This is a genomic window from Sphaerisporangium siamense, from assembly GCF_014205275.1.
In the GTDB taxonomy this organism is placed as follows: domain Bacteria; phylum Actinomycetota; class Actinomycetes; order Streptosporangiales; family Streptosporangiaceae; genus Sphaerisporangium; species Sphaerisporangium siamense.
The window spans coordinates 5,706,248-5,732,259 of sequence record NZ_JACHND010000001.1 but is presented as its reverse complement, the minus strand read 5'-3'; the positions used below and the strand labels follow the sequence as shown (position 1 = coordinate 5,732,259).

The window sequence follows — 26,012 nt, the reverse complement described above, 5'->3', positions numbered from 1 at the left end:
GCCATGGGGCAGCATGGAGGGGTGGTGGATGGGACGAGCGTGCTGGCGGACATGCTGGCCACCGGTGACGTGGTCGTGCTGAGCGGGGCGGGGATCTCCACGGAGTCGGGCATTCCCGACTACCGCGGGCCGAGCGGGGCGCTGGTCCGGCACACCCCCATGACGTACCAGACCTTCACCGGGGACACCGCCGCGCGGCGGCGTTACTGGGCCCGCAGCCACCTCGGGTGGCGCACCATCGCGGGGGCCGCGCCGAACGACGGCCACCGCGCGGTGGCCGGCCTGCAACGACGGGGCCTGCTGAGCGGCCTCATCACCCAGAACGTCGACGGCCTGCACCAGGCGGGCGGTGCCGACGACGTCGTCGAGCTGCACGGCAGCCTCGACCGGGTCGTCTGCCTCGGCTGCGGCGACCTGACCTCCCGCGAGGAGCTGCACGAGCGCCTGGCGCGGGCCAACCCGCGGTTCGGCGCCGAGGCGGGCCAGGTCAACCCCGACGGCGACGTCGACCTGCCCGACGCCGAGGCCGAGAGGTTCCGCACGGTCGGCTGCCGCGCCTGCGACGGCGGCGTGCTCAAGCCGGACGTGGTCTTCTTCGGCGAGACCGTGCCGCCCGGCCGGGTGAACCGGTGCTACGCGCTGGTGGAGCGGGCCGGGCTGCTGCTGGTCCTCGGCTCCTCGCTCGCGGTGATGTCCGGCCGCCGGTTCGTGCTGCGCGCCGCCAAGCTCGGCATCCCGGTCGCGATCGTCAACCAGGGCGCGACACGCGGGGACGACTACGCGACGCTCACCGTGGACGCCCGGCTCGGCGAGGTCCTGCCCGAGACGGTGCGCCTGATCGACGCGCGCGTCCCGGCGCGGGGCCGTTCTTGACAGGCCGCCCGGGGGCCTGATCGACTGGCCTGGATCTTCTCGGTGCCGACGGCCGCTCGCGAAGGGATCCGATGCCGGACGGGGACGCACGACCCGAGGGACGGCCCCCGGCGACGGGCCCGCTGCGGAGCAACCGGAACTTCCGCGTTTTCCTGGCCGCCCAGACGCTGTCGTCGCTCGGCGACTCCTTCTCCTACGTGGCGATCCCCCTGCTGGTGCTGCACGCGACCGGCTCGGTGGTCCAGATGGGCGCCGTCACCGCGCTGGCGGGGGCCTCCTCGATCGTCACCGGCCTGGTCGCCGGATACCTGGCCGACCGGATGAACCGGCGGGCACTGCTGATTGCCTGCGACGTGGCGCGCTGCCTGCTGTTCGCGCTGGTCCCGCTGGTGTGGCTGGTCTCGCCACAGGTCTGGCTGCTGTACGCCGTCGTGCCGCTCGCCGCGGCGTTCGGGATGCAGTTCCAGGTCACGTACGTGACGTTCGTGCCCGCGCTGGTGGAGCCCGGCCAGATCACCCGCGCCAACGGGCACCTGTACGCCGCCTACTCGGTGGCCGGCGTCGCGGGGCCGACGCTCGCGGGCGTGCTCTCCGGCCTGGCGGGCCCGGCCGCGGCCATCGCGATCGACGCGGCGAGCTTCGCGATCTCCGCCGCCGGCCTGCTGCTGGTCCGCCCCCGTCCCACGCCCGCCTCGCCGGCGCCCGAGACGCCCGCCCCCGGCTCACCGGAGGACGCGGTCACCCCGGAGACGGCGGGCGCGCCGCCGGGGCCGCGCGGCCGGGCGCTCGTCGCGGACTTCCTGGCCGGCGCGAGGTTCCTGTGGGGGCACCCGGTGCTGCGCTCGCTGACCGTCCTGCTGTCCCTGCTCCTCTTCGTCACGTTCGGCGTCACCGACGTGATCGTCTACTACCTGAAGAACGACCTCGGCGCTCCCGACAGCACCGTCGGATACGTCCTGGCCGCCGCCACGGTCGGCTCGCTGCTCGCGGCCACCGTCGTGGCGCCCGCGCGCGGACGCCTGGGGTTCGGCGTCTGCTGGATCGGGGCGTGGGCGCTGGCCGGCGTGACCGTGGCGCTCCTCGGGTTCTCCGCCGGCGCGCTCGCCGTCGGCGCGCTGGCCACGGCCCAGCTCTTCTGCACGGGCCTGGCGGGCATCTGCTCCATGTCGCTGCGCCAGGAGGTCACGCCCGCGCACCTGCTGGGCCGGGTCACCTCGGCGTTCTGGACGATCCACAGCGCGCTCGGCCCGCTCGGCGCCGCCCTGCTGACCGCGGCGGCGGCACGCTACGGCGTGGCGGCCGCCTGCCTGGCCGCGGGCACGGTGTGCGCGGTCGTCGCCCTGTCGGCGCTCGCGACCCCGATCCGCCGACCGAGGCCCGAACGCCTTCAGGGCGAGGCGACGGCCTGACACTCCGGGGGTGCGATCACCCCTCGCCGTGCGGGCGGACGATGGCCACCGGGCAGTGGGAGTGGTGCAGCACGCCGTGGCTCACCGAGCCGAGCACGGCCGAGCCGAAGCCGCCGAGGCCGCGCGAGCCGACCACGACCAGGTCCGCGTGCCGCGAGGCCTCCGCCAGCGCCGGCACCGCGGCCCCGAACACCGAGGATCCGACGGCGGAGACTCCGGGGTACTTGCGCAGCCACGGCTCCAGGCCGCGCTGGAACTCCTCGGCGTGGTTCTCGTACAGGTCCGACACGACGTCGGTGTAGGCGACCGCGAACGACGAGAACAGCGGGCTCTGCCAGGCGTGGACGACGCGCAGCCGCGCCGACCGCGCCTCGGCCTGGGCGAAGGCGTAGTCCATGGCCGCCTCGGAGGCGGGCGAGCCGTCGTAGCCAACGACGACCTCACCGGTCTTGGTCTCGGCGGACCCGCGCACGATCACCACGGGACCGGGGAAGTGCCCGGCGACGCCGAGCCCGACCGAGCCCAGCACCAGCCCGGTGAAGCCGCCCATGCCCCTGCTGCCCAGCACGACCTCGTCGGCGTCGCGCGCCTCGCGCATCAAGGTGTCGACCACGGTGCCCGCCGCCAGGACCGTGGACACCTCGATGTCGGGCGAGTACGCGCGGACCCGCTCGGCCGCGGCGGCCACGACGCCCTCGCAGAACTCCGAGAGGGAGTCCTGGAAGCCGGGGATGCTGTGGAAGGGGGCGGTGTCGCTCCACGGCTCGCGCACGTGCACGATCTTCACGGCGGCGTTCAGGCGCGCGGCGTCGCGCGCGGCCCATTCCACCGCCGCCGTCGCGGGCGAGGAGCCGTCGACTCCGACGACGATCGTTCCAGACATGATGCACAACCCTTCTTCCGGACCCGCCGGACGTTCTTTCCACCGTCATGCCATCACACGTGGGGCGCGGCGCGCACCGGGCGGACGTCCCGGCGATCCGGGACCTCCGTCCCTGCCCGGCCGGCTTGGCGGGGAGCACGCTGAGGCCGGAGGTGATCCGCATGGCGCGGGTGTTGGTGACCTACGGGTCCACGAGAGGATCGACGGCCGGGATCGCGCGGTGGGTCGGCGATGCGCTGCGGCGGGACGGGCACCGCGCCGACGTCGTGCCCGCGCGGGACGCCACGGGCGGGGTGGACGTGACCGGCTACGACGCGGTCGTCATCGGCGGCGCGCTGTACGCGGGCATCTGGCACAAGGACGCCCGGCGTTTCGCGCGCCGCAACGCGCGGGCGCTGCGGGAGCGCCCGGTGTGGCTGTTCAGCAGCGGCCCCCTGGACCGCTCGGCGGAGGAGAAGGACATCCCGCCGGTGCGGGGCGTCGCCAAGCGGATGGCCCGGCTGTGCGCGCGCGGGCACGCGACCTTCGGCGGGCGGCTGGCCGCCGACGCGCCGGGCATGATGGCCGCGTCCCTCGCCAAGAAGATGGCCGGTGACCACCGCGACCGTGACCACGTGGCCGCCTGGGCCGCGTCGGTGTCCGCGGCGCTGCGGGTCGAGCAGCCGTCGGGCTGACCCGCGCCCCCCACCGGCTCCCCTCTCTCGCGGGAGGGGAGCCGGGGTGGTTCAGGCGCGCACCAGGGCGACCGGGGCGGCGGCGTGGCTGCAGGTGACCTTGATCCCCGATCATCCGATTTCACCTGTGGGCGCGGGCGGGACGGAGGAGGGGGAAGTCCCGCGCGGGCGGGTCGTTGGGCACGCCGGCCATCAGCTCGGCGGGTGAGCGGCGCGGGGCGCGGGGCACGGCGGGGCCGTAGCCGAGTCTGAGGATCATCTGGGCGTGCCCGCGCCGGTGGCCGGGGTCGCTGCGCAGTCGCATGTCGCGCAGGTCGAGCGGCTGGTTGAGGAACGACGCGGTTGGTGCGCCGCCGCCCGATGCCGGCGTACAGCTCCAGCTCGGTCGGCGTGGGCGCGGCGGCCGGGCCCGGCCGGACGACGGCGAGCAGGCGGGGGCCGCCCTCCACGGGCAGCAGCCGCGTGAAGGTCTGGTATCCGGCCGCGCGGACGGCCAGCCGCAGGTTGAACAGCGCGGCGCCACAGCTCACGTGCAGGGATCTGCCGCGCGGGTCGCTCTTCACCAGGCGCCGTCCCGGGTCGGCCAGCAGCTCGACGGCGCCCTCGCGCGCGACCCTGAACCGCCACGGCTGGGTGTTGTGCACCGAGGGCGCCTGGCCGGCGGCGCACAGCAGCCGTCGGACGCCGAGGTCGGTGGCGGTGGGGTAGGGCATGGCCACTCCTCCCGATCGTGAGGCGGCGCCGAGCGGCCTCGACGCCCGCCTCCGAGACTTCTGCCGGCGGGCCGGGCGGGGGCAGGGCCGAAAGTCCCGTTCCCGCCGGGCCGTCCGGCGCCGCAGGCGAGCACTACGGCACTGCACCGCGCGGCGGCGGGACGGTGTGATTAGGGCGAAGGAAGAACACGAACCCGGCGGACACAGTCCCCCAGCACCGAGAGGTCCGGCCATGGCAATCACCGAAGGGCGCCGTCAGCAGATCAACGCCCGCTACGACGCGGTTCCCCGGCTCACCGCCGAGGCCGCACCCCCGCGCCGGGCCCGTACCGCTCAGGCCTACGTCTGGGCCGTGGCCCGCATCGGCCTCGGATGGGTCTTCCTGTGGGCCTTCCTCGACAAGCTGTTCGGCTGGGGCTTCGCCACCCCCGCCGAGCGCGCCTGGGTCAACGGCGGCAGCCCGACCACCGGGTTCCTCAAGGGGACCGCGGACAAGGCCCTGGGCGACGCCTTCGGCACCCTGGCCGGGCAGGCCTGGGTCGACTGGCTGTTCATGATGGGGCTGCTCGGCATCGGCGCCGCGCTGATCCTCGGCGCCGGCATGCGGATCGCCGCCGCCACCGGCGGCCTGCTCATGGTCTTCATGTGGGCGGCCGAGCTGCCGCTGGCGACCAACCCCTTCATGGACGAGCACCTCGTCTACGCCGTCGTCCTGGCCGGGCTGGCGCTGGCCGGCGCCGGTGACGCCCTCGGCATCGGCGGCTGGTGGGGCAGGACCGCGATCGTGCGCCGGTTCCCGATCCTCAAGTGAGGTCCCCGACCGGTCCCGGAACCCGGCGGCCGCGTGGTCACCCCGATGACCACGCGGCCGCCGTTTCACGTTTTCCATGGTCACCGCCCTTCGTTTGCCCGGACGGGAGATCACGCGCCGCGCCGCGAGGGTATTCCTCGTTCACGCCGGCGCGGCCGGCCCCGCGCAGCAGAGACCGCGATCCGTCGCGCGCAGCGATATGAGGCGAATCAGTGCTCGTCCCCAGCAGAACGACAGATCCACGCCGTCCGGGGAAGGCGCGCCCCGCGCCCTCGCCCGGCGTGTCGCGCGCCCGGCAGGTCATCGGCCCGGCGTTCGTGGCCGCGATCGCCTACGTCGACCCGGGGAACGTCGCCACCAACCTCACCGCGGGTGCCACGTCCGGTTACCTGCTGGTGTGGGTGGTCGTGGCGGCCAGCCTCGTGGCGATGCTCGTGCAGTACCAGGCGGCGAAGCTCGGCATGGCCACGGGCAGGAGCCTGCCGCGGCTGTGCCGGGAGCGGTTCCCGGTGTGGGGCAGCCGGCTGCTGTGGCTGCAGGCCGAGGTCGTGGTGCTCGCCACGGACCTGGCCGAGTTCGTGGGCGCGGCGATCGGCATGCGGCTGCTGTTCGGCATGCCGGTCGCGCTGTCGGCCGTGGTGACCGCGGCGGCGTCCCTGCTGCTGCTGGAGCTGCGCCGCCGGGGCAGGACGCGCCCGTTCGAGCTGGCGAGCGCCGCGGCGCTGCTGCTGGTGGGCGCGGGGATCGGCTACGACGTGCTGGCCACCGGGCACCAGTCGGCCGCCGGTCTGGCGGCCGGGCTGCTGCCGGTGCTGGACGGGCACGCCTCGCTGGTCCTGGCGATGGGGATCGTCGGCGCCACGGTGATGCCGCACGCGGTCTACCTGCACTCGGCGCTGGTGCAGGGGAACGACGCCGCCTCCGACGCGGCCTGGCGGCAGCCGGCGCTCATCCGCAGGGCCCTGCGGCTGGACTGCGTGCTCGCCCTCGGCGTCGCGACCGCCGTCAACACCTCCATGGTGGCGCTCGGCGCCGGGCTCGGCGCCGCGACGGGCGGACGGTGGGCCGGTGACCTGCTGGAGGCGCACGCCGAGCTGGCGGCCCGCGTCGGCGGAGCCGCGGCCCTGGCGTTCGCCGTGGCCCTGCTGTCCTCGGGGATCTCGTCCTCCGGGGTGGGCACGCTGGCCGGCGACGTCGTCATGGAGGGGTTCCTCGGCCGGCGGGTGCCCGTCCACGCGCGCCGGCTGGTGACGATGGCGCCCGCCGTGGCCGCGCTGCTCCTCGGGGCGTCGCTGACCGGGCTGCTCATCGCGAGCCAGGTGGTCATCTCGCTGGGCGTGCCGGTGGCGCTGTTCCTGCTGGTGCTGTTCTGCCGCGACCGGGCGGTGATGGGGCCGCTGGTCAACGCCCCGCTCACCACCCGCGTCGCGGGCGCGGCGGGAGGGGTGGTCGCGCTGCTCGGCTGCGTCCTGGCGCTCACCACCGTCTTCGGACACTGACATCGCGGGCGACGACGCAAGACCCGCTCGACGCCGCCGGCGGATCCGCCGGCGGGCGCAGGAAAGGAGACGCCATGGACCGCACCGCGTCGGAGACGGTTCCCCAGCCGCAGCGCGACGGCAAGGGAGGAACGGATACCGGGCCGAGGAACCTCGAACTGGACCGGCAGAACCCCGACCTGCTCACCCCGCCGCCGACCGACAGCGGCACCCTGCCCAACATGAAGTTCTCCTTCTCCATGGCGCACACCCGGATCGAGGAGGGCGGGTGGACGCGCGAGGTGACGCGGCGGGAGCTGCCGGTCGCCACGACGCTGGCCGGGGTGGACATGAAGCTGAACCCGGGCGCCTACCGCGAGCTGCACTGGCACAAGCAGGCGGAGTGGGCCTACGTCCTGGAGGGGAGCTGCCGGGTCGGCGCGGTGGACCAGGAGGGACGCAACTTCCTCGACGACGTGCGCCGCGGCGACCTGTGGTTCTTCCCCAAGGGCGTCCCCCACTACATCCAGGCCCTGGACGAGGGCGTGGAGTTCCTGCTGGTCTTCGACGACGGCGACTTCTCCGAGAACTCGACGTTCATGGTCAGCGACTGGTTCGCGCACACGCCGCGAAGCGTGCTGGCCAAGAACTTCGGCTGGCCGTCCGGGCGGCTGGGGACCCTGCCGGAGAAGGAGCGGTACATCTTCCCCGGGCAGGTGCCGCCGCCGCTGGAGTCCGACCGGGTCGTGAGCCCGACCGGCGACGTGCCGCGCGCCTTCACGCATCGCATGCTCGCCCAGGAGCCGCTGCGGTTCGACGGGGGCCGGGTGCGCGTCGCCGACAACGTGGCCTTCGCCGCGGCCACCACGATCTGCGCGGCGCTGGTGGAGCTGGAGCCCGGTGGGCTGCGCGAACTCCACTGGCATCCCACCAACGACGAGTGGCAGTACTACATCTCCGGCTTCGGGCGCATGGGCGTGTTCGCGAGCTCGGGCCTGGCCCGGACGTTCGACTTCCAGGCCGGGGACGTCGGGTACGTGCCGTTCGCCTTCGGCCACTACATCGAGAACCTGGGAGATGAGCCGCTGGTGTTCCTGGAGATGTTCCGCGACCCGTACTTCGCCGACGTCTCGGCCGCGCAATGGCTGGCCAACACCCCGGCGCAGGTGGGCGCGGACACGCTGAACCTGCCGCGCGAGTGGATCGAGGCGCTGCCCAAGGACAAGCACAGCCTCGTGCGCTGACGGCCCCGCCGCCGGCGGCTCGTGATGCGCGAGGATGGTGGCCGTCCGATCATCTGGAGACACGGCTGGAGTCATGATGGCGAGCGACCTGCCAGAAGACCCGTTCCACCGCAGGCTGCACCACGTCGTCCCGGCGGCGCTGAGCGCGGAGACCGCGCAGACCGGCGGGATGGTGCGGCGTGCGGCGATCAGCGGGGCGAGCGTCGGCTCCTCGCGGCTGTGGATGGGGCAGACGCACGTCGCGCCCTCGACCGTGTCGGCCGACCACCACCACGGCGATTCGGAGACGGCCATCTACGTGGTCAGCGGCACACCCTCGTTCGTCTTCCTCGACATGGAAGGGGACGAGCCGCGCGAGGTGCGCATCGACGCCAAACCGGGCGACTACGTCTTCGTGCCGCCGTTCGTGCCGCACCGCGAGGAGAACCCCGACCCGGAGCGCGAGGCCGTGGTGGTGATCGCGCGCAGCACGCAGGAGGCCGTCGTCGTCAACCTGGACGCGCTGCGCTGGGGCTGAGGAGACCCTTATCGTCCCAACGGATGTCCGGAACAGGACACCCGTCGCACCGCCTGGGATATTGACGGCTCCATCCGGCCGGATTACTTTCTTTTAAGAAAGTTTCCTATCTGAAAGCGCGCTGGTCTGCCGCAGACGCCTTCCCGCCACCCCCCAGGAGCCACGCATGAACGCGAGAAGATTCGCCGCGACCGCATTCGCCACCGTCCTGGCGACGACCGGGCTGGTGGCCGCCACCGCCTCCGGCGCCAACGCCGCCCCCACCGGCTGCACCTACACCCTCGACCCCATCCCCGGCGAGCACGGAGCCAGCAGCTACTGCTCCGGCGGCACGGGCGAGCACCGCATCTTCGTCATGGAGAAGCACTTCCTGGCCGAGGCGGGGCTCATCCCCGTCTGGGGCCCGTGGGTGCCCGCCGGGCAGACCTCCTACACCAGGCTCCCCTACCACACGATCATCGACATCCGGGTCGACGTGCGCTGACACCGTCCCGGCACCTCTTCCCGCGTAGGCCGGGGCCGTGATCGGACTGCCCCGGTGGAGAAACGTGCGGCGCGGCCAGAGCAGGGCCGCGCCGCACTCATGAGGACGCCTCTTCCGCACTCATGCGGACGCCCCTCTTCCGTGCCTTCCGTGGCGTTAGGAGTCTCAGCGCCCGCCACGGCGGCGCGGTGAGCGGGACACGCCGGACGCTCTCTGAGGCTTCGGCCTCTTCGCGCTTCCGGGGGCCGCGGAGGTTCCGGTGGCCCGGGGACGGCCGGAGGGGGCGCCGTCCGCGGTCCAGTGCGCCGGGCGGGTCAGCCACGGGGACAGCCGCGTGGCCGCGTCGCCCCTGGCGGCGTCGAGCTGCGCCTGGATCAGGAAGATCGCGCCGGTCAGGTCGGCGCCGCCGAGCCGCGCGCCCCGCAGGTCGGCGCCGAGCAGGTCGGCCGACCTCAGATCGGCGCCCGTGAGGTCCGCGCCGATCAGCAGGGCCCCTCTGAGGTCCGCGCCGCGCAGCCGCGCGTTCCTGAGGCCGGCGCCCGCGAGGTCCGCCCCCGCGTGGTCGGCGTTCCCGCGCCCGGCGCCCCGCGCCAGCGCGCTCGCCGCGCGCAGCAGCGACGCGGCCTCGCGCCGGTGCGCCGCGACGTCGAGCTCCAGCAGCTCGGCCGGGGAGCCCATGGCGAGGCGCTCGATCGCGGCCAGCCCGTCGCGGATCTCCTCGCGCAGGGGGCGGGCCGCGGGCAGGGCCAGCGCCTCGTTCAGGTACCACAGCAGCTCGTGAAGCTGCCGCATGACAGGGAACACCTCGAACATCCGCGCCCCGGCCCGCGGGTCGCCGCGCCAGTCACGGCCGCCGAACGTGACCTGCGAGACCTTCTGGCCCGCGCCGAAGCAGTCGAACACCGCGCACCCGGCGAAGCCGCGCGGGCGCAGCTCGCGGTGGATCCCGCAGCGGAAGTCCGCGCCGAGGTTGGCGCAGGGCGTGCCGGCCCGCTTGTCGACGGCGAAGTCCGCCGAGGCGGAGAACGGCAGCGCGACGCAGCACAGCGCGAAGCAGTTCGCGCAGTCCGCCCGCAGATCCGGCCTGGCCGCCCCGTCCGGCAACGCGCCCGCCCCCCCTTTTTTCGTGCTTCGAGTGCTTTTCATGCTTCCGGGGCCGCCGCGTCGCCCGCCGATCCGGCCCTCCCCAGAAGGCTAAGGGCCCCGCGGACCACCCCGTGACACGGCCGTGCGTGACGAAGAACGCCCGAGCTTCGCCCGCGCGCTTCCCGCCGGGCGCCGCGGCGGGCGACGATCGAAGGCACGCGCGGCCCGCGATGGCGGGCGTACGGTGACCGGGCCGCATCGGGACGCCTTCCCGCGTGGGCGGGCGGCGGGCCCCGGGCCGCTCCACGGGGGACGGGCGCGGCTCCGGCGAGGGCCGCGGCGAGCGGAGAAGGCGGACAATGAGCGAAGAACGCGTCGAGCGGATCGTCGTCGGAGTGGACCATCGAGCGGAGTCACGGGGCGCGCTGGCCTGGGCGGCGGCGGAGGCGTTCCGGCGGGGGGCGGACCTGGTGGTCGTACACGCGCTGGAGGCGCCGAGCCCCGCGCCGTACGCGCCGGTGGCCCGGCGGGCGGAGGCCGAGCGGCGGCGGGCGCGGGAACGCGCCGCGCTGGACCGGGCGGTCGCGGCCATCGAGGAGCGGTATCCGGGCCTGGTCGTCGACCGCCATCTGAGCGGGGACAACCCCGTGCGTGACCTGCTGTGGCACTGTGAGGCGGCGGACCTGCTGGTGGTCGGCTCGGCCCCGGGCGGGCCGGAGACGCACCTCGGCCCCCTGCTGCTGGCGTGCCTGCGCCACGCCCGCTGCCCGATCGTCGTCGTCAACGGCGGCGAGGAGTCCCGCGACCGCCCACTCCCCCGCACCTCCTACCGGGACACCCCTCGCCGACCACACGCCGAGATCCCGGCCACCAGAGGCCCCCGCTTCGTGTGATCGCCGCAGCGCGGGCCCGCGGCCCTTACGCGGGGCCGTCGTCGCGGATCAGCGCGTAGACCGCCGCGTCGCGCCAGGCGCCGTCCCGGAAGTGCGTCTGGCGCAGCACGCCTTCGAGAGTGAAGCCGACGCGCTCCAGCGTCCTGCGCTCGGCGAGGTTGCCGGCCTCGGTGAACGCCTCCAGCCGGTGCACGCGCGTGTACCTGAACAGGTGGTCCACGAGCGCGCGCTGGGCCAGCGTGCCGATGCCCCTTCCCCGGTGCTCGGGCAGCAGCGCGGCGCCGATCTCGTACCTGGCCCCGAGGTTGTGGGCGGCCACGCCGCTCGCCTGCCAGCTCACCAGGCCCGCCACGGTCCCGTCCGCCAGTCGCACGGCCAGCGCGGTGGAGTGGGGGCTGACGTAGCCGTCCTCTTCAAAGCGCCGGCGGCGGGCCCGGGGATCGGTGAACCCGGTCCACAGGAACGTGCCGGCGGCGTCGGGATCGCGGCCGAGGCGATCGAGGAACCCGAGGTCGTCCTCGGTGAACGCGCGCAACGTCACGGTGTCCGCCACCCGGCCGATGATCGCAAACGCCTCGGACGCCGTCAAACGACCACGATCGCGGGCGCGGGCGGCGGTTAGCGAAACATAGCGTAGTCGCCTAGTTACGGTAATGGATCGACGCAGTACAACAAAGCGTGTAAGTCACGCGATGGCCGCTCCGCACCTCCCCCATCCGCGGACCCGCCCTCCGCACCGCCGCCGGCGTCCAGGCCGTGTCCTCTCTTCCGCCCACGACCCCCCGAAGGCAGGTGCCGTGAACCCCGTTCCGCATGCCCCGAAACCGGAGAGCGCGTCGGAGCCCGACGCCGCGGGGTCCCCGGCGGTCCCGATGCCCGCCCCCGGGCGGATGCGGCAGCGCGTGGTGGGGCTGATGGGCCCCGCGTTCGTGGCCGCCGTCGCGTACGTGGACCCCGGGAACTTCGCGACCAACGTCGAGAGCGGCGCGCGGTTCGGGTTCCTGCTGCTGTGGGTGGTGCTGACCGCCAACGTCGTCGCGATGCTGCTCCAGTACCTGTCGGCCAAGCTCGGCATCGCCACCGGGCGCAGCCTGCCCGAGCTGTGCCGGGAACGGTATCCCCGCCCGGTCGTCTGGGGCCTGTGGCTCCAGGCCGAGGTCGTGGTGATCATGACGGATCTGGCCGAGTTCATCGGCGGCGCGGTGGCGCTGAACCTGCTGTTCGGGCTGCCCATGCTGCAGGGCGGCGTCCTCATCGCGGTCGCGTCGTTCGTGGTGCTGGCCGTGCGGTCGGCGCGGCACCGCAGGTTCGAGGCGGCCATCACCGCGTTGCTGGCCGTCGTCGTGGGGGCGTTCCTGTACCAGACGCTGAGCGCGCCGGTGCCGTACGGCGAGCTGGCGGGCGGGCTGGCGCCCCGGTTCGACGGGGCGGCGAGCGTGCTGCTGGCGGCGGGGATCGTGGGCGCGACGGTCATGCCGCACGCCGTCTACCTGCACTCGGCGCTCACCCAGGAACGGTTCGCGGGCATGGGCGAGCCGCAGCGGAGCATCCTGCTGCGCGCGCAGCGGTTCGACGTCGTGCTCGCCATGGGCGTGGCCGGGCTGGTCAACATGGCGATGCTGGTGTCGGCGGCCACCCTGCTGCGCGGCACGGGCACGGAGCCGACCCTGCACGGCGCCTTCGACCAGTTCGCCGAGAGCTCCGGGGCGCTCACCGCGCTGCTGTTCGGAGTCGCGCTGCTGGCCTCGGGCCTGGCCTCCTCCAGCGTCGGGGTGTACGCGGGGCAGATCGTGATGCAGGGCTTCCTGCGGCGCAGGATCCCGCTGTGGGCGCGGCGGCTGGTCGCGGTGGTGCCGGCGCTGGCCGTGCTGGCGTTCGGCGTAGATCCGACGCACGCGCTCGTGCTGAGCCAGGTGGTGCTGTCGTTCGGCATCCCGTTCGCGCTGGTGCCGCTGGTGCTGCTGACCCGCCGCGCGGACGTGATGGGCCCGTGGATCAACCGGCGGGCCACGACGCTGGCCGCCGCCTGCGCCTCCGCGGTGATCATCACGCTGAACGTCTTCCTGGTCGTCCTGGCCGGCCCCTCCCTGTGAGAGGGCGCGCCCCCGGGCCGGTAGGGTCCGGGTCCATGGAGATCAGGCGGCTGGGGAAGGGCGACGAGGAGCGGTTGCGCGAGATCAGGCTGAGGGCGCTCACCGACGCCCCGTCGGCCTTCGCCTCGACGCTCGAACGCGAGCGCGCCTTCGGCCCCGAGGTGTGGGCCGAGCGGGTGGCGGGGAAGGACTCGGCGGTGTTCCTCGCCGAGCACGACGGCCGGTCGGTCGGGACGGCCACGGGGTTCGTGAGCGAGCATCCCGGCGCCGTGCACCTGGTCGGCATGTGGGTGGACCCGGCGGCCCGCGGCTCGGGCGCCGCCGACCGCCTGATCGCGACGGTGCTGGGGTGGGCGCGGGAGCGCGGCGCGCGCGAGGTCGAGCTGTGGGTCACCGTCCCCAACGACCGGGCCCGCTCCCTGTACGCCCGGCACGGCTTCTCCCCGACCGGCGAGCGGCAGCCGCTGCCGTCCGACCCCGCCATCCTGGAGGACCGCTTCGTGCTCGCGCTGGCCGTGCCGGAGACCGCGGAGACGGCGGAACGGTAGCCCCGGCGCCGTCCGCGGCGCGTGGTCGCGCACGGCCGGCGCGGGTCCGCGCGGGGTAGGTTGGCCGGGCAGGTCCCGAAGCGAGGAGGGCGCGATGCCGGCCGCCGAGATCCAGTTGCTTCCTTCCGCCGCGAGCGGCGACGCCGCGCTCGTGGCCGGGCTCACCGAGCTGGTCAACCAGGTGTACGCCGTGGCGGAGGAGGGGTTGTGGGCCGAGGGCGCCGCCCGCACGACGACGGGTGAGATGGCGGGTCTGATCGCCGCCGGTGAGATCGCCGTGGCCCGGGTGTCCGGCGAGATCGCGGGCGGGGTGCGGGTGCGGCGGCCGGCGGGCGGGGAGGGCGAGTTCGGCATGCTGGTGTCGGCGCCGGGCCACCGCGGGTCCGGCGTGGGACGCGAGCTGGTCCGCTTCGCCGAGGACCTGAGCCGCGATCGCGGCCTCGGTGTCATGCGGCTGGAGCTGCTGGTGCCGCGCGGCCGGCGGCATCCGGGGAAGGTCTTCCTGGAGGAGTGGTACACCCGCCGCGGCTACCGTCTCTCGGGGACGCGGGACGTCGCCGACGGCCACCCGCACCTGGCCCCGCTGCTGGCCACCCCGTGCGACATCCACGTCTACCGAAAGCCTCTGACCACAGGCTGACCCGCCCTGCGGGCGCCGCGCGCTTCGCCGCGTCCTGGGGCAAGCCGTGGATCGTCCGCTTCGTGCTCGTGCGGGCGTGGGGTTCCCGACCTTCGAGAGGGACGGCGCGGGCGTGCGCGAGTTCGGCGCCGCCGCCTCCGTCACGATCGACGGAGGCGGCGGGGACGGTCACGCGACCGGGACGTCGGCGGGGACGCGGACGGTGATGAAGGGGACGGGGCGGCGCAGCCGGAACCCCAGGTTCTCGTACAGGCGGATCGCCGCGGTGTTGGCCGCGGCGGCGTGCAGGCACGGCGTCTCGCCGCGGGCGCGGATCCCGGCGGCCACGGCCAGCACCAGCCGGGACGCCAGCCCCTCGCCCCGGTGCCCGGGGTCGGTGCACACGGCGCTGATCTCGGTCCAGCCCCGGGGGCGCAGCCGTTCGCCGGCCATCGCCACCAGCGCGCCGCGGTGCCGGACGCCGAGGTAGGTCCCCATCTCGACCGTGCGGGGCAGGAACGGGCCCGGCTTGCACCGCGCGACGAGGTCGAGCATCTCGGGCACGTCCGCCGCCCCGAGCCGTACGGCCTCGGGCTCGGGCTCGCCCGTCACGTCCTCGCCTGTCAGCTGGACGCCCGGGACCTCCGTGACGACCTCCCAGCCGTCCGGCGCGAGCGGCACGCCCGCGAGCGGGACGACCCCGCCGGGGCCGGCCAGCGCCGCCATGTCGGCCCAGTCGGCGGCCTCCGGCTCCGGCGGCAGCGCGACGAACGCGGAGACGTCCGGCGGGTAGCGCAGCGCGTTGCCGCGCCGCTCGGCGAGGCGCGCGTGCGCGCCGGTCAGCGACGACCAGGCGGGGTTGTCCAGGGGGTGCGGTTCACTCACCGGGGACCTCGATGACGATCTTGCCCTGGGCATGCCCCTCCTCCACCACCCGCAGCGCCCGCGACGCCTCCCCGAGAGGATAGGTGGCGGTGACGAACGGCCGCAGGACGCCCCGCTCCACCAGCGCCGCCACCTCCTCCAGCACCTCGCGGGTGCGGGCCCGCTCCACCGGGGAGCCGCCGAGCCTGGCCACGGTCTCCCGGTCCGCGGCCGTGATCAGCTTGGAGCGGTCGTCGAGCGCCTCGGCGGCCTCCTCCAGCGCGGCGCCGCCGACCAGGTCGTACACCGCCTGGACGCCGCCGGGCGCGGCGGCCCGCACCCGCTCCGCGAGGCCCGGCCCCGGCTCGACGTAGGTGACGCCGAGGGACTCGACGAACTCCTTCTTGGCGACGCTCGCGGTGCCGACGACGGTGAGCCCGGCGTGCCGGGCGATCTGCGCGGCCGCCACTCCCACGCCGCCGCCGACCCCGGTGATCAGCAGCGTGGCGCCGGGCGGCAGCCCGAGCTGGTGGAGGCCGTCGTAGGCGGTGGCCGCGGCCACGGGCAGCGTCGCGGCGTCGGCGAAGGAGACGGCCTCGGGCTTGCGGGCGGTGGTCTCCGCCGGCAGCAGGGTGTACTCGGCGTAGCCTCCGGTCAGGGGGTTGCCGAAGACCGCGTCGCCGGGGGCGAACCCCTCGACGCCCTCGCCGGCCTCCGCCACGACGCCGGCGGCCTCGGAGCCGATCACCGCGGGGAACTCGACCGGGGCGAACGCCGCCAGGTAGCCCGCGCGCCTCTTCCAGTCGACGGGGTTGACGCCGGCGGCGCGCACGGCGACGAGCAGCTCGCCCGGCCCGGGGACCGGCCGCGTGAGCTCGGTGAGGCTCTCGGTCTCAGGTCCGCCGTACCGCGTGAAGACGTACGCCTTCGGCATGTGGTTCCTCCAGAATCCAGGGTTTTCCCGCAGGGATAGTAGAGATAAGCGTGCCGTGGCCCGGGTTATTCCGCCCGGCGCCGCCGGCCGCCGGGACGGGCGTCACCAGGTGAAGGACGCCGGCGGGCGGGCAAGGGACCTACCATGTGTCGCCCATCTTCCCAGGAGGCCGAGTGAACGGAACATGGTGGCAGGACGCCGTCATCTACCAGGTGTACCTGCGCTCCTTCGCCGACACCGACGGCGACGGCGTCGGTGACCTGGAAGGGCTCCGCCGGCGGCTGGACTACCTCAGGTCCCTCGGCGTGGACGGTTTGTGGCTCAACCCCATCTACCCCTCCCCCGGCGCCGACCACGGCTACGACGTGTCCGACTACACCGGCATCGACGCCCGGTACGGCGGCCTGCCCGCCTTCGACCGGACGCTCGCCGACGCGCACGCCCGCGGCCTGAAGGTGCTCATGGACCTGGTGCCGAACCACTGCTCGGCCGAGCATCCGTGGTTCCAGGCCGCGCTCGCGGGCGACCCCGCGGCCCGCGAACGGTTCGTCTTCCGTCCCGGCGTCGGGGACCTGCCGCCGAACAACTGGCGCTCCGCCTTCGGCGGCCCCGCCTGGAGCAAGGCCGGCGACGAGTGGTACCTGCACAGCTTCGACCGCGGGCAGCCCGACTTCAACTGGCGCAACCCGGAGGTCGCCGCCTACTTCGAGGAGGTGCTGCGGTTCTGGTTCGACCGCGGGGTGGACGGGATGCGCATCGACGTGGCGCACATGCTGTTCAAGCACGCCGACCTGCCCGACTGGCCGAACTACCCCGAGTACAACATCCTCGCCCAGAACCAGCCCGAGGTGCACGACGTGCTGCGCCGCTGGCGCAAGATCGCCGACGGGTACGGCCGCGACCTCACGCTGGTCGGCGAGATCTGGGTGCCCACGATCGACGACCTGGCCCTCTACCTGCGGCCCGACGAGCTGCCCCAGGCGTTCTACTTCGACCTGCTGCTGTGCCCGTGGGACGCCGCGCGGTTCCACACCTCGATCAGCGGCGGCCTGGAGCAGATCGCCGCCACCGGCGCGTCCATCACCTGGACGCTGGCCAACCACGACGTGCACCGCGCGGTCAGCCGGTACGGCCTGGTGTCCTACACCGGCGGGCCGCCCACGCGGCCTAGGGGCGAGGTCGACGTCCCGCTCGGGGTGCGCCGGGCGCGGGCCGCGATGATGCTGGTGCTGGCCCTACCCGGCTCGGTCTACCTCTACCAGGGCGAGGAGGCCGGGCTCCCCGAGGTGATGGACCTGCCCGACGAGGCACGCCAGGACCCGGCGTGGCTGCGCTCGGGCACCGCCGACTACGGGCGGGACGGCTGCCGCGTCCCCCTCCCCTGGACCACCATCGGCCCTTCGTTCGGCTTCTCCGCCTCCGGCGACACATGGCTGCCGCAGCCGGACTGGTTCACGGACTTCGCCATCGAGCCGCAGATCGGGACGCCCGGCTCGACGTGGGAGCTGCACCGGCGGGCCCTGGAGGTGCGGCGCGGCATCGGCGGACCGCTGGAATGGGTGCCCGCCGGCCGCCCCGACGTCGTCGCGTTCCGGCGTGGCGACCTGGTCAGCGTCACGGTCTTCGGCGCCGAGCCGTACGAGACGCCGTGGGGCGAACCGGTCCTGGCCTCGGACGACGCGGCCCCGGGGACGGTGGCCCCGTCCACCACCGCCTGGTTCAGGACGTGACCGGAGGCCGTCCGGCGCGCGGAAGCCACGCCGCGACGGCCAGCGCCGCGACGTACAGGGCCCCCGCGACCAGGAAGCCGGTGGTGTGGCCGCGGGTGAGCGCGTCGGCCGCCGCCGTGCCGGGCGGCGCCCCGGCGGTGGCCGCCGACGCCACGGCCGCGAGCCCGGCGAGGCCGACCGCGCCGCCGACCTGCTGGGCGGTGTTGAGCACTCCGGCCGCCACGCCGGTGTCCTCCGGCGCGACGCCCCGCACGCCGGCGACGGTCGTGGCGACGAAGACGAGGCCGAGCCCCGTCCCCGCGACGAGCTGCGCGGGCAGCAGGACGGCCAGGTAGCCCTGCGCCGGGGTGAGCAGGGCGAGCCAGGCCATGCCGCCGGCCGCCGGCGCCAGTCCGGCGAGCGTGACGGCGCGGCCGGAGGCGCGGGCGAGGAGCCGGGGCCCGGTCACGCCGGCGGACAGCCCGATGCCGGCTGCGAAGGGCAGGAACGCGAGCCCGGTGCCCATCGCCGTGAACTCCCGCACGACCTGCATGTACAGGGTGAGGAAGTAGAACGTGGCGAACATGCCCGCGCCGACCAGGAAGATCACCAGGTAGGCGGCGGCCCTGTCCCGGTCGCGCAGCACGCGGCCGGGCAGCATGGGGTGGCGGGACCGCCGCTGGAGGAGCACGAAACCGGCCGCAAGGACGGCCGCCGCGCCCAGGCCCGCGATCGTGGTCGTGTCCGCCCAGCCGTGCGAGCCGCCCCGTTTGACGGCGTACACGAGCGCGGCGAGCCCGGCGGTGGCGGTGAGCGCGCCCGGCAGGTCGGCGCGGCCCCGGTCCCGGCCGCCGTCCACCAGCGCCGAGGTGCCCGCCAGCACCAGGACGGCGATGGGGACGTTGACGAACAGCACCCACCGCCAGCTCAGGTACTCGGTGAGCACGCCGCCCAGCAGCAACCCCGCGACCGAGCCGAGCGCCCCCATCGCCCCGTACACGCCGAGCGCCCTGGCGCGGGCCGGCCCGGCGGGGAAGGTGGTGGCCAGCAGGGACAGCGCGGCCGGGGCGGCGACGGCGGCCCCGACTCCTTGCAGGGCGCGGGCGGCGACCAGCGCCCCCTGGCCGGGGGCCAGCCCGCCGAGCAGGGAGGCCGCGGCGAACAGCACCAGGCCCGCGCGGAAGACCCTCCTGCGGCCGAACAGGTCCCCGGCCCGTCCGCCGGCGAGGAGCAGGCCGCCGAAGGTCAGGGCGTAGGCGGTGACGAGCCAGTCCAGGTCGGCCGGCGGCAGCGCCAGCGCCTTCTGGATGCTGGGCAGGGCGACGTTCATGATCGTGCCGTCCAGGACCAGCATGAGCTGCGCCGCGGCGATCACCACCAGCGCGAGCCCCGCCCGCAGAGGCGCCTTGGCGCCGGACGTGGCCTGTCCTGGTGCGGGGCCGTGCACCGCGTCCTTCTCCCAGCCCGCCCGCGTCGCCTCGTCCCGGAGTGCGTCTTGGACGCCGGGCCGTCGCGGGCCGGTCACGCCTCCTCCCCGCGGCTCCAGAGGGCCGAACCGGCGTAGGCCGGACGCCACGCGTCGTGGTAGGCCGCGCGCAGCCGCTCGGGCATGCCGCCGAGTATCCGCGCGGCGCGCTCGGCGTCGATGCCGTCCAGCACCCATGGCAGGTAGCGGGGGACGCCCGTGCCGACGCGCGCGCGGTGCTCCTCGCCGAAGCGCCGCCACCGCGTCTCGGCCAGCGTCGCGCCGATGAGCGGCAACGCCTCGGCCTCCTCGTGGCGCAGGTGGCCGGTCAGGGTGGTGACCAGGGCGTCGGTGAGCCCGCCGAGCCGCCCGGGCCCGGCCTCGCGGTCGGCGAGGGCGGCGTCGACGGCGTTCAGCAGGGGGTCGATGGCGCCGTGCTCGGCCTCCATGGCGTCCAGGAGGGCCAGGTCGTCCGGCCGGTCCGCCAGGGTCCGCCGCATGTCCGGCCACAGGACGTCGTCCTCGGTGGTGTGGTGGACGCGCAGGTAGCTCGTGAACATCTGCCATCCGGCGGCGGCGCGCAGCAGGCGGCGGGGGTCGTCGTCCCGGCGTGCGGCGATCCGGGCGACGCGCTCGGCGTCGCGCCGGAGGGCGTCGTGCACCGCGTACATCATCGTCATGTCAAGGCGGGCGGTCGTGCTGGTCATGGCGTCTTCTCCTGTCGTGGCCCGGGCCGTCTCTTTCGTCCGGCCTGGGGGCTCCCGACGCTAATCGTCCATCTGCTTAACTGTCAACATGCCAACTGATTCGCCCCCAACCATCAACTATCCAACCATCACGGCTTCGGTAAGGTGTGGGCACGGAGGTGGCGCGTGCGGCGAGACGGCGGGGCGGAGCCCGCGGAGGACACGACCCTGGCCGCGCTGCTCGGCCGGTCGGTGGGCAACATGCTGCGCCGGGTGTTCGTGCTGTTCACCGCCGAGGCCATGCGCGAGGGCCCGCGGTCGCGCGACTTCGTCGTCCTCGACACGCTCGCCGACCAGGACGGCTACTCCCAGCAGGACCTGGCGGAGAAGCTGGGCATCAACCGCACGATCATGGTGCGGCTCATCGACCGGCTGGAGGAGGCCGGGCACGTCACCCGGACGCGCAACCCGGCGAACCGGCGCTCGTACGTGCTGACGCTGACCCCGGCCGGCCGGGCGGCGCGCGACGCGATGCGGCGGCCGGTGTCCGACCGGGACGCCCGCGTCACCGCGGCGCTCACCCCCGACGAGCGCGCCCGGCTCGCCGCGCTGCTGGCCATGATGCTCCCCGAACCGGAGGCCCCGGCCGTCCAGAGCGTCGAGTACCTGGTCACCCAGGCGTACCACCGGCTGCGCCGGCAGGGCGACGCGCTGCTGTCCGGCGCCGGTCTGCGCACCCGCCACTTCGGCCCGCTGTCCGCGCTCGCCCTGCTCGCGCCGTGCCCGCAGCAGGAACTCGCCCGCTACCTGGACATCACCGAGCCGGCCGCGGCCCAGGTGATCGACGAACTGGTCGAGGCGGGCCTCGTCACCCGCGGCCAGGACCCGCGCGACCGCCGCCGCTACGCCCTGGAGCTCACCCCGCTCGGCCGCGAACGCCTGACCGACGTCCGCGCCGCGATCGAGGGCCTGCGCGCCGAGGTCCTCGCCCTCCTCGGCCCCGCCCCCGAGGAGGAGCTGCGCGCGCTGCTGACCAAGCTGCTCTCCCCCGGAGCCGGCGCGCCCCGGGCCTGAGCGCCGGGGATCGAATCACCGCTGAACGACGAAACTCCGGCCGGTGACGGTGACCTCGCGGGTCGCCGTCGCCGGCCGGAGCTCCGATGTGCCTCAAGGATCAGCGCACGACGCGGACGAACCTGCGCAGTTCCTCGGTGAACAGCTCCGGCTGCTCGAAGGCGGCGAAGTGGCCGCCGCGCTCGGGCTTGTTCCAGTACCGCAGGTCGCGGTACACGCGCTCACCCCAGATCCGCGGCGGCCGGTACAGCTCCTTGGGGAACACGCTGACGCCGACCGGCAGGTCGAGCTCCTGGGTGATGTAGTCCGTGGCGAGGCCCTCCCAGTACAGCCGGGCGGCGGAGACGACGGTGTCGGGCACCCAGTACATCATGATGGTGTCGAGTATCTGGTCGTAGCTCCAGATGCCCTCGGGGTTCTTGCCGCTGTCGCTCCAGAGGGCGAGCTTCTCGTAGATCCAGCCCGCCAGGCCGACCGGAGAGTCGGTCAGGCCGTAGCTCCACGTCTGCGGCTCGGTCCGCATCGCCTGGGAGAAGGCCGCACCGTTGGCCCCGTGCTCGGCCATCTGCGCGAGGGCTTCCTGCTCCTCCGGCGTCGGATCGCTCGACAGCGGCGCGCTCATCAGCATCGGGAAGTTCAGGTGGACGGCGGCGAGCTCCCTCGGCCGCAGCTTGCCCATGAAGGTGGCGACGCAGCCGCCCCAGTCACCGCCCTGGGTGATGTAGCGCTGGTAGCCGAGCCGCCGCATGAGCACGATCCAGGCCTTGGCGATGCGGGCGGAGTTCCAGCCGGTCACCTCGGGCTTGCCGGAGAAGCCGAAGCCGGGCAGGGACGGCACGACGACGTGGAACGCGTCCTCGGGCCGCCCGCCGTGGCGGGTCGGGTCGGTGAGCGGCTCGATGACGTCCAGGAAGTCGACGACGGAACCCGGCCAGCCGTGGGAGAGGATGATCGGCGTCGCGTCGCGGTGCGGGGACCGCGCGTGCAGGAAGTGGACGGCCACGCCGTCGATGAGCGTGCGGTACTGGCCGACGGCGTTGAGCCGGTTCTCCAGGCGCCGCCAGTCGTAGCGGGTGCGCCAGTACTCGGTCAGCTTCTGCAGGCGGCGCAGCGGCACGCCCTGCGACCAGTCCGTCACCAGCTCTTGGCCCGGCCAGCGGACGTTCCCCAGCCGGCCGCGCAGGTCGGTGAGGATCGACTGGGGGACGTGCAGGCGTAACGGGGTGACCGCCTCGGTGGCGGGCGGCAGTTCCGGTCCCCCCGCGGTGACGGTCCCGGCGAGCGCCGACGACGCCTGGGACACCGCCCAGACCGGCGGCGCCGCCACGGTCGCCGCGGCAAGACCTTTCAGCACTCCACGCCGTGACGTGGCGTGCCCTTCTTTCGACATGTACGCTCCCTTGCCCGCGCCGGCCTCGACCGGCGACGAGAGAACCCGTGCTAGACGACATGGACGCTAGGAACGCGCCGTCGCCGAGACAAGAGAAGACGTGGGTGCTCTGGGGGCACCCCTACGGCCGGACGGGTGGCGTCACGGGCCATGTCTTGCCGGTACTAACTCTATATAGGTAGAGTTTCGCTGTGACGCGACGACCGTCCCGGCAGACCGTGGCCGTCCTGGCGGCCCTGGCCGCCGACCCCGCCACCTGGCGGTACGGCTACGAACTCGGGCGCGAGGTGGGGCTGAAGGCGGGCTCGCTGTACCCGATCCTCATGCGCCTGTGCGACCGCGAGCTCCTCGAACACACCTGGGAGACCGAAGCGCCCCCCGGCCGGCCCCCCCGCCACCTGTACCGCCTCACCCCCGCCGGCCTCCGCTACACCGCCGCCCACACCCCCGCTCCCGAACACGCCTCCGCGCCCGCCGACCCCCTTCCGTCCCCCCGCCCGAGGAACGCCTGGTGACCGGCCCCCGGGACCACGTCCCCCCGGACGACGCCATGCCTCGGCCAGAGCCCATCCCGTCGGACGGCGCCATGTCCAGGCCAGAGGCCGTCCCGCCAGACGACGCCGTGCCTCCACCGGGACCCATTCCCTCCGGCGGAGCCGTACCTCGGCCGGGGGCCGTCCCGCCGGGCGGTTCCGCCGGGGCCGACGCGCGCGTACCGGCAGGGGCAGGGACGCCGGCGGACGGGGCCGAGCGGCTGCTGTCGGTGGCGGTGTGGCTGCTGCCGGAGGGGCGGCGGCAGTGGGGGCTGGCCATGCGGGCCGAGCTGGCCGGGATCGAGTCCGCGCCCGCGCGGTGGCGGTTCGCCCTCGGCTGCCTGCGGGTCTCGCTGACCCGCCCCCGCCTCCTCGGCACCGCCGCGTGCGCGCTGCTCACGCTGGGAGTGGTCGCGGCGGCGCTGGTCACGACGGGTGGGGTCGCCTACGGGCCGCTCCGCGACGCCCTCGTCGGCCTGGTGATGGTCCTGCTCGCGCTTCCATGGCTCGGCCGGCTGCGCGGCCCGCTCGGCCCGGCGGCCCGTACCGGAACCAGCCGGGTCCTGCGGGCGGGCGGCTGCGTTCTGGTCGGCGCGGCGGCCGTGCTCGTCATCACCGAGTTCGGCGCGGCGACCGCCGGCGCGGAGGAGAAGGCCTGGGTGGGCCTGCCGATCCTGACCTGCGTCCTCGCCCTCTACATGACCGCCTTTCTCGCGGTGACCTCCACCTGGTCGCCCGCGCCCGCGCGCGTCCTGCGGATCGGCGGCGGCTGCGGCGCCGTGGCGGCGACCGCGTTCACGGCGCCCGTGCTGCTGTGGCCTCCACTGCCGCCGTCCAGCGCCCCGGCACTCGCGGCGGTCACGGGCGCCACCCTGGCCGCCATGCTGATCACGGACAGGCGGCCGGTCTCTGCCGGTCATGAGACGGATGCGCCCGGGTCGCAAGGTCCCGAGCCGGAGAGTCTCTCGGAGGACGGTTCCGAGCCGAAAAGATCCCGGGCTGAGGATGCTTCCCGCGCTGAGGGTTGCCAGGCTGTGGGTTCCCAGGCGCAGGACTCCCGGGCGCACCATTCTGGGGCGCAGGATTCTGGGGTGGAGCGTGGCGATCAGGTGCTGATCGGCGGGGTGTGTGCGGGGGTCGTGGCGGCTTTGGCGATCTTCATCGTGGCGGACGGGCTGTTGCAGGTCGCGGCGTCCTGGGTTCCGCACACGAGCCCGGCGAACGTCGCCGCCGCCGACCGCCTCGCCAATGACCGCGCGGGCGCCGAGGATCCCTACTTCGGCCTCCTGGCGCTCGGTTCCCTCCTCGCCACCCTGCTCTGGGCCCTTGTCAGGCCGCGCCGGCGTTCGCCCGCGCCGGAGAGGCCCACTCCCCCGCCCGCCGAACCGGACGCGACCACGACGGCATGACACGGATCAAGGTGTCGCCGCCTGGCGTGCGAGCACGTCGGCGAGGCGGTCCATCGACTCCTGGCCGCCTCTCGGACCGCCGGCGCGGATGATCGCGTCGCGGGCCTCCACCGACGGGTGCACGGTCTGGGCGACGTACTCGGTCCCGCGGTCCGTCTCGGAAAGGCTGACCGTCTCCAGTGCCACGTCCTCGGGCGCGCCCTCGAACACCCAGGTCCGCACGTACCGCTCCGGCGCCACGACGTCGTGGTAGACGCCGTGGAAGCCCCATTCCACGCCATCGGCGTCGATGTTGACGAACCGCCAGAGCCCGCCCGGTCTGAGCTCCATGCGATCCACCCGGGTGGCCAGGGAGTGCGGCCCCCACCAACTCGGCAGCAGCCCAGGGTCGGTGATCACCCGGAACACGAGCTCTCTCGGGGCGTCGAAGACACGGGTCATGACGATGTCCTGGCGGCCGGGCTCGATGACGAACTCGGTCTCACTCATGGTGTTCTCCTCGCTGTATGCGCTTGATCTCTTGGTCGATGCGGTCGAGCCGGGCGGCCCAGCGGTCGCGGTAGCGCGCGATCCACTCCGAGGCCGCGTCCAGCGGCTCGGCCTCCAGGCGGCACGGACGCCACTGCGCGTCGCGGCCCCGTGTGATCAGCCCCGCCCGTTCCAGCACCTTCAGGTGCTTGGAGACCGCCTGCAGGCTCATGTCGAACGGCGCGGCCAGTTCGTTGACCGTCGCCTCTCCCTCGGCGAGCCTGGCGAGTATGGCGCGCCTGGTCGGGTCGGCCAGGGCGGCGAAGGTGAGGCTGAGCCGGTCGTCCGGCACGTCAGTGGTCCACGATGGCGCCGCAGGAGACGTTGACGGTCGCCGAGGTCATGGTCCTGGCCAGGTCGGAAGCGACGAACGCGGCGACGTTCCCCACGTCGGCCAGGGTGGCGGCCCGTCCGAGCAGGGTCTCGGCACTCAGCGCCGCGGTGAGCTCCTCCCTGCCCGGGAAGTCTTCCGGCAGGCTCTCCGGCACGCCGCCCGTGACCATGGTGACGACGCGGACGCCGTGCTTCCCGGCCTCGCACGCCCACTGCCGGCGCAGGCCCTCCAGGGCGTCGAGCGCGACTTTGAACCCGCCGAGCCCCGGAAGGGTCTGGGGGCCGCCGCCGCCGAACAGAAGGATCACCCCGGACCCGCGGGGGATCATGTGCCGGACCGCCGCCCTGGTGGTCAGGAAGTGTGTGCGCGTGGCGGTCACGATCGGCCGGACGAACTCCTCCGCGGTGATCTCCATCAGCGGCTTCTGCACGTCCTGGACGTCGATGGCGTTGAAGCAGACGTCGATCCCGCCGGCCCGCGCGGCCACCGCGGCGGCGAAGGTCTCGACGGCGTCCTCGTCCAGCGCGTCGACCTCGGCGGTCTCGGCCGCGCCGCCGGCGGCGCGGATGCCGGCGGCGACCTTCTCCAGGGTGGCCCGGGTGCGCCCGGCCAGGAAGACCCGCGCCCCCTCGCGCGCGAACGCCCTGGCCACCGCACCCCCGATGGTCCCGCCGGCGCCGTGAACGACGGCGACCTTGTTCTCCAAGAGCATTGCATTCAACCTTTCGGTTTATCAACCTTCAGGTTGAGCAAGCTACCTG

Annotated in this window: 28 protein-coding genes; 16 read left to right on the top strand and 12 right to left on the bottom strand. The window is 74.3% G+C overall.

Annotated features, from left to right (window positions below; all coding sequences use genetic code 11):
• The first annotated feature begins 3 nt into the window (after window positions 1–3).
• Both BJ982_RS26410 and BJ982_RS26405 read left to right on the top strand, forming a co-directional pair.
• Entirely contained in the window at window positions 4–873 is an 870-nt protein-coding gene (locus BJ982_RS26410; protein ID WP_184884382.1) for an NAD-dependent protein deacetylase, read from the top strand.
• 71 nt (window positions 874–944) lie between these two features.
• On the top strand, window positions 945–2,282 hold the full coding sequence (locus BJ982_RS26405; RefSeq protein WP_184884380.1) for an MFS transporter: 1,338 nt from the start codon (window positions 945–947) through the stop codon (window positions 2,280–2,282).
• 16 nt (window positions 2,283–2,298) lie between these two features.
• On the opposite strand, the gene BJ982_RS26400 is transcribed toward BJ982_RS26405, so the two are convergent.
• Window positions 2,299–3,165, bottom strand: coding sequence for a universal stress protein (locus tag BJ982_RS26400; protein ID WP_184884379.1), 867 nt, complete (start codon window positions 3,163–3,165; stop codon window positions 2,299–2,301).
• Between the two features lie 161 nt (window positions 3,166–3,326).
• On the opposite strand from BJ982_RS26400, the gene BJ982_RS26395 reads away from it, so the two are divergent.
• Complete coding sequence (locus tag BJ982_RS26395; RefSeq protein WP_184884377.1) at window positions 3,327–3,839, top strand: flavodoxin domain-containing protein; 513 nt, start codon at window positions 3,327–3,329, stop codon at window positions 3,837–3,839.
• A gap of 121 nt (window positions 3,840–3,960) precedes the next feature.
• On the opposite strand, the gene BJ982_RS26390 is transcribed toward BJ982_RS26395, so the two are convergent.
• A complete protein-coding gene (locus BJ982_RS26390; RefSeq protein ID WP_184884375.1) occupies window positions 3,961–4,143 on the bottom strand; it encodes a hypothetical protein in 183 nt (60 codons plus the stop codon).
• A 641-nt stretch (window positions 4,144–4,784) separates the two neighbouring features.
• Here BJ982_RS26390 and BJ982_RS26385 point away from each other — a divergent pair.
• The 5 genes from BJ982_RS26385 to BJ982_RS26365 all read left to right on the top strand — a co-directional run bounded on the left by BJ982_RS26385 (window position 4,785) and on the right by BJ982_RS26365 (window position 9,086).
• Complete coding sequence (locus BJ982_RS26385; protein ID WP_184884373.1) at window positions 4,785–5,363, top strand: hypothetical protein; 579 nt, start codon at window positions 4,785–4,787, stop codon at window positions 5,361–5,363.
• Between the two features lie 281 nt (window positions 5,364–5,644).
• The gene (locus BJ982_RS26380; protein WP_184884371.1) at window positions 5,645–6,862 is read left to right on the top strand and encodes an Nramp family divalent metal transporter; all 1,218 of its coding nucleotides are present in this window, start codon (window positions 5,645–5,647) and stop codon (window positions 6,860–6,862) included.
• Window positions 6,863–6,936: 74 nt separating this feature from the next.
• Complete coding sequence (locus tag BJ982_RS26375) at window positions 6,937–8,085, top strand: oxalate decarboxylase family bicupin (protein WP_184884369.1); 1,149 nt, start codon at window positions 6,937–6,939, stop codon at window positions 8,083–8,085.
• 73 nt (window positions 8,086–8,158) lie between these two features.
• A complete protein-coding gene (locus tag BJ982_RS26370) occupies window positions 8,159–8,602 on the top strand; it encodes a cupin domain-containing protein (protein WP_239122622.1) in 444 nt (147 codons plus the stop codon).
• 166 nt (window positions 8,603–8,768) lie between these two features.
• Window positions 8,769–9,086, top strand: a complete 318-nt coding sequence (locus BJ982_RS26365; protein ID WP_184884367.1) for a hypothetical protein — start codon at window positions 8,769–8,771, stop codon at window positions 9,084–9,086.
• Between the two features lie 165 nt (window positions 9,087–9,251).
• Here BJ982_RS26365 and BJ982_RS26360 read toward each other — a convergent pair whose 3' ends face one another.
• Entirely contained in the window at window positions 9,252–10,190 is a 939-nt protein-coding gene (locus BJ982_RS26360) for a pentapeptide repeat-containing protein (RefSeq protein WP_307784611.1), read from the bottom strand.
• 341 nt (window positions 10,191–10,531) lie between these two features.
• On the opposite strand from BJ982_RS26360, the gene BJ982_RS26355 reads away from it, so the two are divergent.
• A complete protein-coding gene (locus BJ982_RS26355) occupies window positions 10,532–11,065 on the top strand; it encodes a universal stress protein (RefSeq protein ID WP_184884363.1) in 534 nt (177 codons plus the stop codon).
• Window positions 11,066–11,090: 25 nt separating this feature from the next.
• On the opposite strand, the gene BJ982_RS26350 is transcribed toward BJ982_RS26355, so the two are convergent.
• On the bottom strand, window positions 11,091–11,618 hold the full coding sequence (locus tag BJ982_RS26350) for a GNAT family N-acetyltransferase (protein WP_203958794.1): 528 nt from the start codon (window positions 11,616–11,618) through the stop codon (window positions 11,091–11,093).
• Between the two features lie 244 nt (window positions 11,619–11,862).
• Here BJ982_RS26350 and BJ982_RS26345 point away from each other — a divergent pair, with 244 nt between their 5' ends.
• The 3 genes from BJ982_RS26345 to BJ982_RS26335 all read left to right on the top strand — a co-directional run bounded on the left by BJ982_RS26345 (window position 11,863) and on the right by BJ982_RS26335 (window position 14,346).
• Entirely contained in the window at window positions 11,863–13,158 is a 1,296-nt protein-coding gene (locus tag BJ982_RS26345; protein ID WP_203958793.1) for an Nramp family divalent metal transporter, read from the top strand.
• Between the two features lie 35 nt (window positions 13,159–13,193).
• Window positions 13,194–13,706: a GNAT family N-acetyltransferase gene (locus BJ982_RS26340; RefSeq protein WP_184884362.1), complete on the top strand. Its 513-nt coding sequence runs from the start codon at window positions 13,194–13,196 to the stop codon at window positions 13,704–13,706.
• A 94-nt stretch (window positions 13,707–13,800) separates the two neighbouring features.
• Window positions 13,801–14,346 (top strand): GNAT family N-acetyltransferase, encoded by a 546-nt coding sequence (locus BJ982_RS26335; RefSeq protein ID WP_184884359.1) that lies wholly within the window; start codon window positions 13,801–13,803, stop codon window positions 14,344–14,346.
• 168 nt (window positions 14,347–14,514) lie between these two features.
• Here BJ982_RS26335 and BJ982_RS26330 read toward each other — a convergent pair whose 3' ends face one another.
• Window positions 14,515–15,210, bottom strand: coding sequence for a GNAT family N-acetyltransferase (locus BJ982_RS26330; protein WP_239122621.1), 696 nt, complete (start codon window positions 15,208–15,210; stop codon window positions 14,515–14,517).
• Entirely contained in the window at window positions 15,203–16,123 is a 921-nt protein-coding gene (locus BJ982_RS26325; RefSeq protein ID WP_184884355.1) for an NADP-dependent oxidoreductase, read from the bottom strand. Before BJ982_RS26325 ends, BJ982_RS26330 begins: the two co-directional genes overlap by 8 nt.
• A gap of 173 nt (window positions 16,124–16,296) precedes the next feature.
• Between BJ982_RS26325 and BJ982_RS26320 the strand changes: the two genes are divergently transcribed.
• A complete protein-coding gene (locus tag BJ982_RS26320) occupies window positions 16,297–17,853 on the top strand; it encodes a glycoside hydrolase family 13 protein (protein WP_239122620.1) in 1,557 nt (518 codons plus the stop codon).
• On the opposite strand, the gene BJ982_RS26315 is transcribed toward BJ982_RS26320, so the two are convergent.
• The gene (locus BJ982_RS26315; protein ID WP_184889977.1) at window positions 17,843–19,357 is read right to left on the bottom strand and encodes an MFS transporter; all 1,515 of its coding nucleotides are present in this window, start codon (window positions 19,355–19,357) and stop codon (window positions 17,843–17,845) included. The genes BJ982_RS26320 and BJ982_RS26315 overlap by 11 nt on opposite strands.
• Window positions 19,354–20,004 (bottom strand): hemerythrin domain-containing protein, encoded by a 651-nt coding sequence (locus tag BJ982_RS26310; RefSeq protein WP_184884353.1) that lies wholly within the window; start codon window positions 20,002–20,004, stop codon window positions 19,354–19,356. The genes BJ982_RS26315 and BJ982_RS26310 overlap by 4 nt, the downstream gene beginning before the upstream one ends.
• Before the next feature lie 165 nt (window positions 20,005–20,169).
• Between BJ982_RS26310 and BJ982_RS26305 the strand changes: the two genes are divergently transcribed.
• A complete protein-coding gene (locus BJ982_RS26305; protein WP_239122619.1) occupies window positions 20,170–21,057 on the top strand; it encodes a MarR family winged helix-turn-helix transcriptional regulator in 888 nt (295 codons plus the stop codon).
• A gap of 100 nt (window positions 21,058–21,157) precedes the next feature.
• Here the strand turns inward: BJ982_RS26305 and BJ982_RS26300 are convergent, their stop codons facing one another.
• Complete coding sequence (locus BJ982_RS26300; protein WP_184884351.1) at window positions 21,158–22,447, bottom strand: epoxide hydrolase family protein; 1,290 nt, start codon at window positions 22,445–22,447, stop codon at window positions 21,158–21,160.
• A gap of 191 nt (window positions 22,448–22,638) precedes the next feature.
• On the opposite strand from BJ982_RS26300, the gene BJ982_RS26295 reads away from it, so the two are divergent.
• Together BJ982_RS26295 and BJ982_RS26290 are read left to right on the top strand one after the other, a co-directional pair.
• Complete coding sequence (locus BJ982_RS26295) at window positions 22,639–22,962, top strand: PadR family transcriptional regulator (RefSeq protein WP_203958791.1); 324 nt, start codon at window positions 22,639–22,641, stop codon at window positions 22,960–22,962.
• A gap of 71 nt (window positions 22,963–23,033) precedes the next feature.
• Window positions 23,034–24,389, top strand: a complete 1,356-nt coding sequence (locus BJ982_RS26290) for a hypothetical protein (RefSeq protein WP_184884349.1) — start codon at window positions 23,034–23,036, stop codon at window positions 24,387–24,389.
• A gap of 6 nt (window positions 24,390–24,395) precedes the next feature.
• Here BJ982_RS26290 and BJ982_RS26285 read toward each other — a convergent pair whose 3' ends face one another.
• From BJ982_RS26285 to BJ982_RS26275, 3 genes are read right to left on the bottom strand one after another with little or no spacing between them, the layout of a single operon-like run.
• Window positions 24,396–24,878, bottom strand: coding sequence for an SRPBCC family protein (locus BJ982_RS26285; protein WP_184884347.1), 483 nt, complete (start codon window positions 24,876–24,878; stop codon window positions 24,396–24,398).
• Window positions 24,871–25,209: an ArsR/SmtB family transcription factor gene (locus tag BJ982_RS26280; protein WP_184884345.1), complete on the bottom strand. Its 339-nt coding sequence runs from the start codon at window positions 25,207–25,209 to the stop codon at window positions 24,871–24,873. The genes BJ982_RS26285 and BJ982_RS26280 overlap by 8 nt, the downstream gene beginning before the upstream one ends.
• Window position 25,210: 1 nt before the next feature.
• A complete protein-coding gene (locus BJ982_RS26275; protein ID WP_184884343.1) occupies window positions 25,211–25,963 on the bottom strand; it encodes an SDR family NAD(P)-dependent oxidoreductase in 753 nt (250 codons plus the stop codon).
• Window positions 25,964–26,012 lie beyond the last annotated feature (49 nt).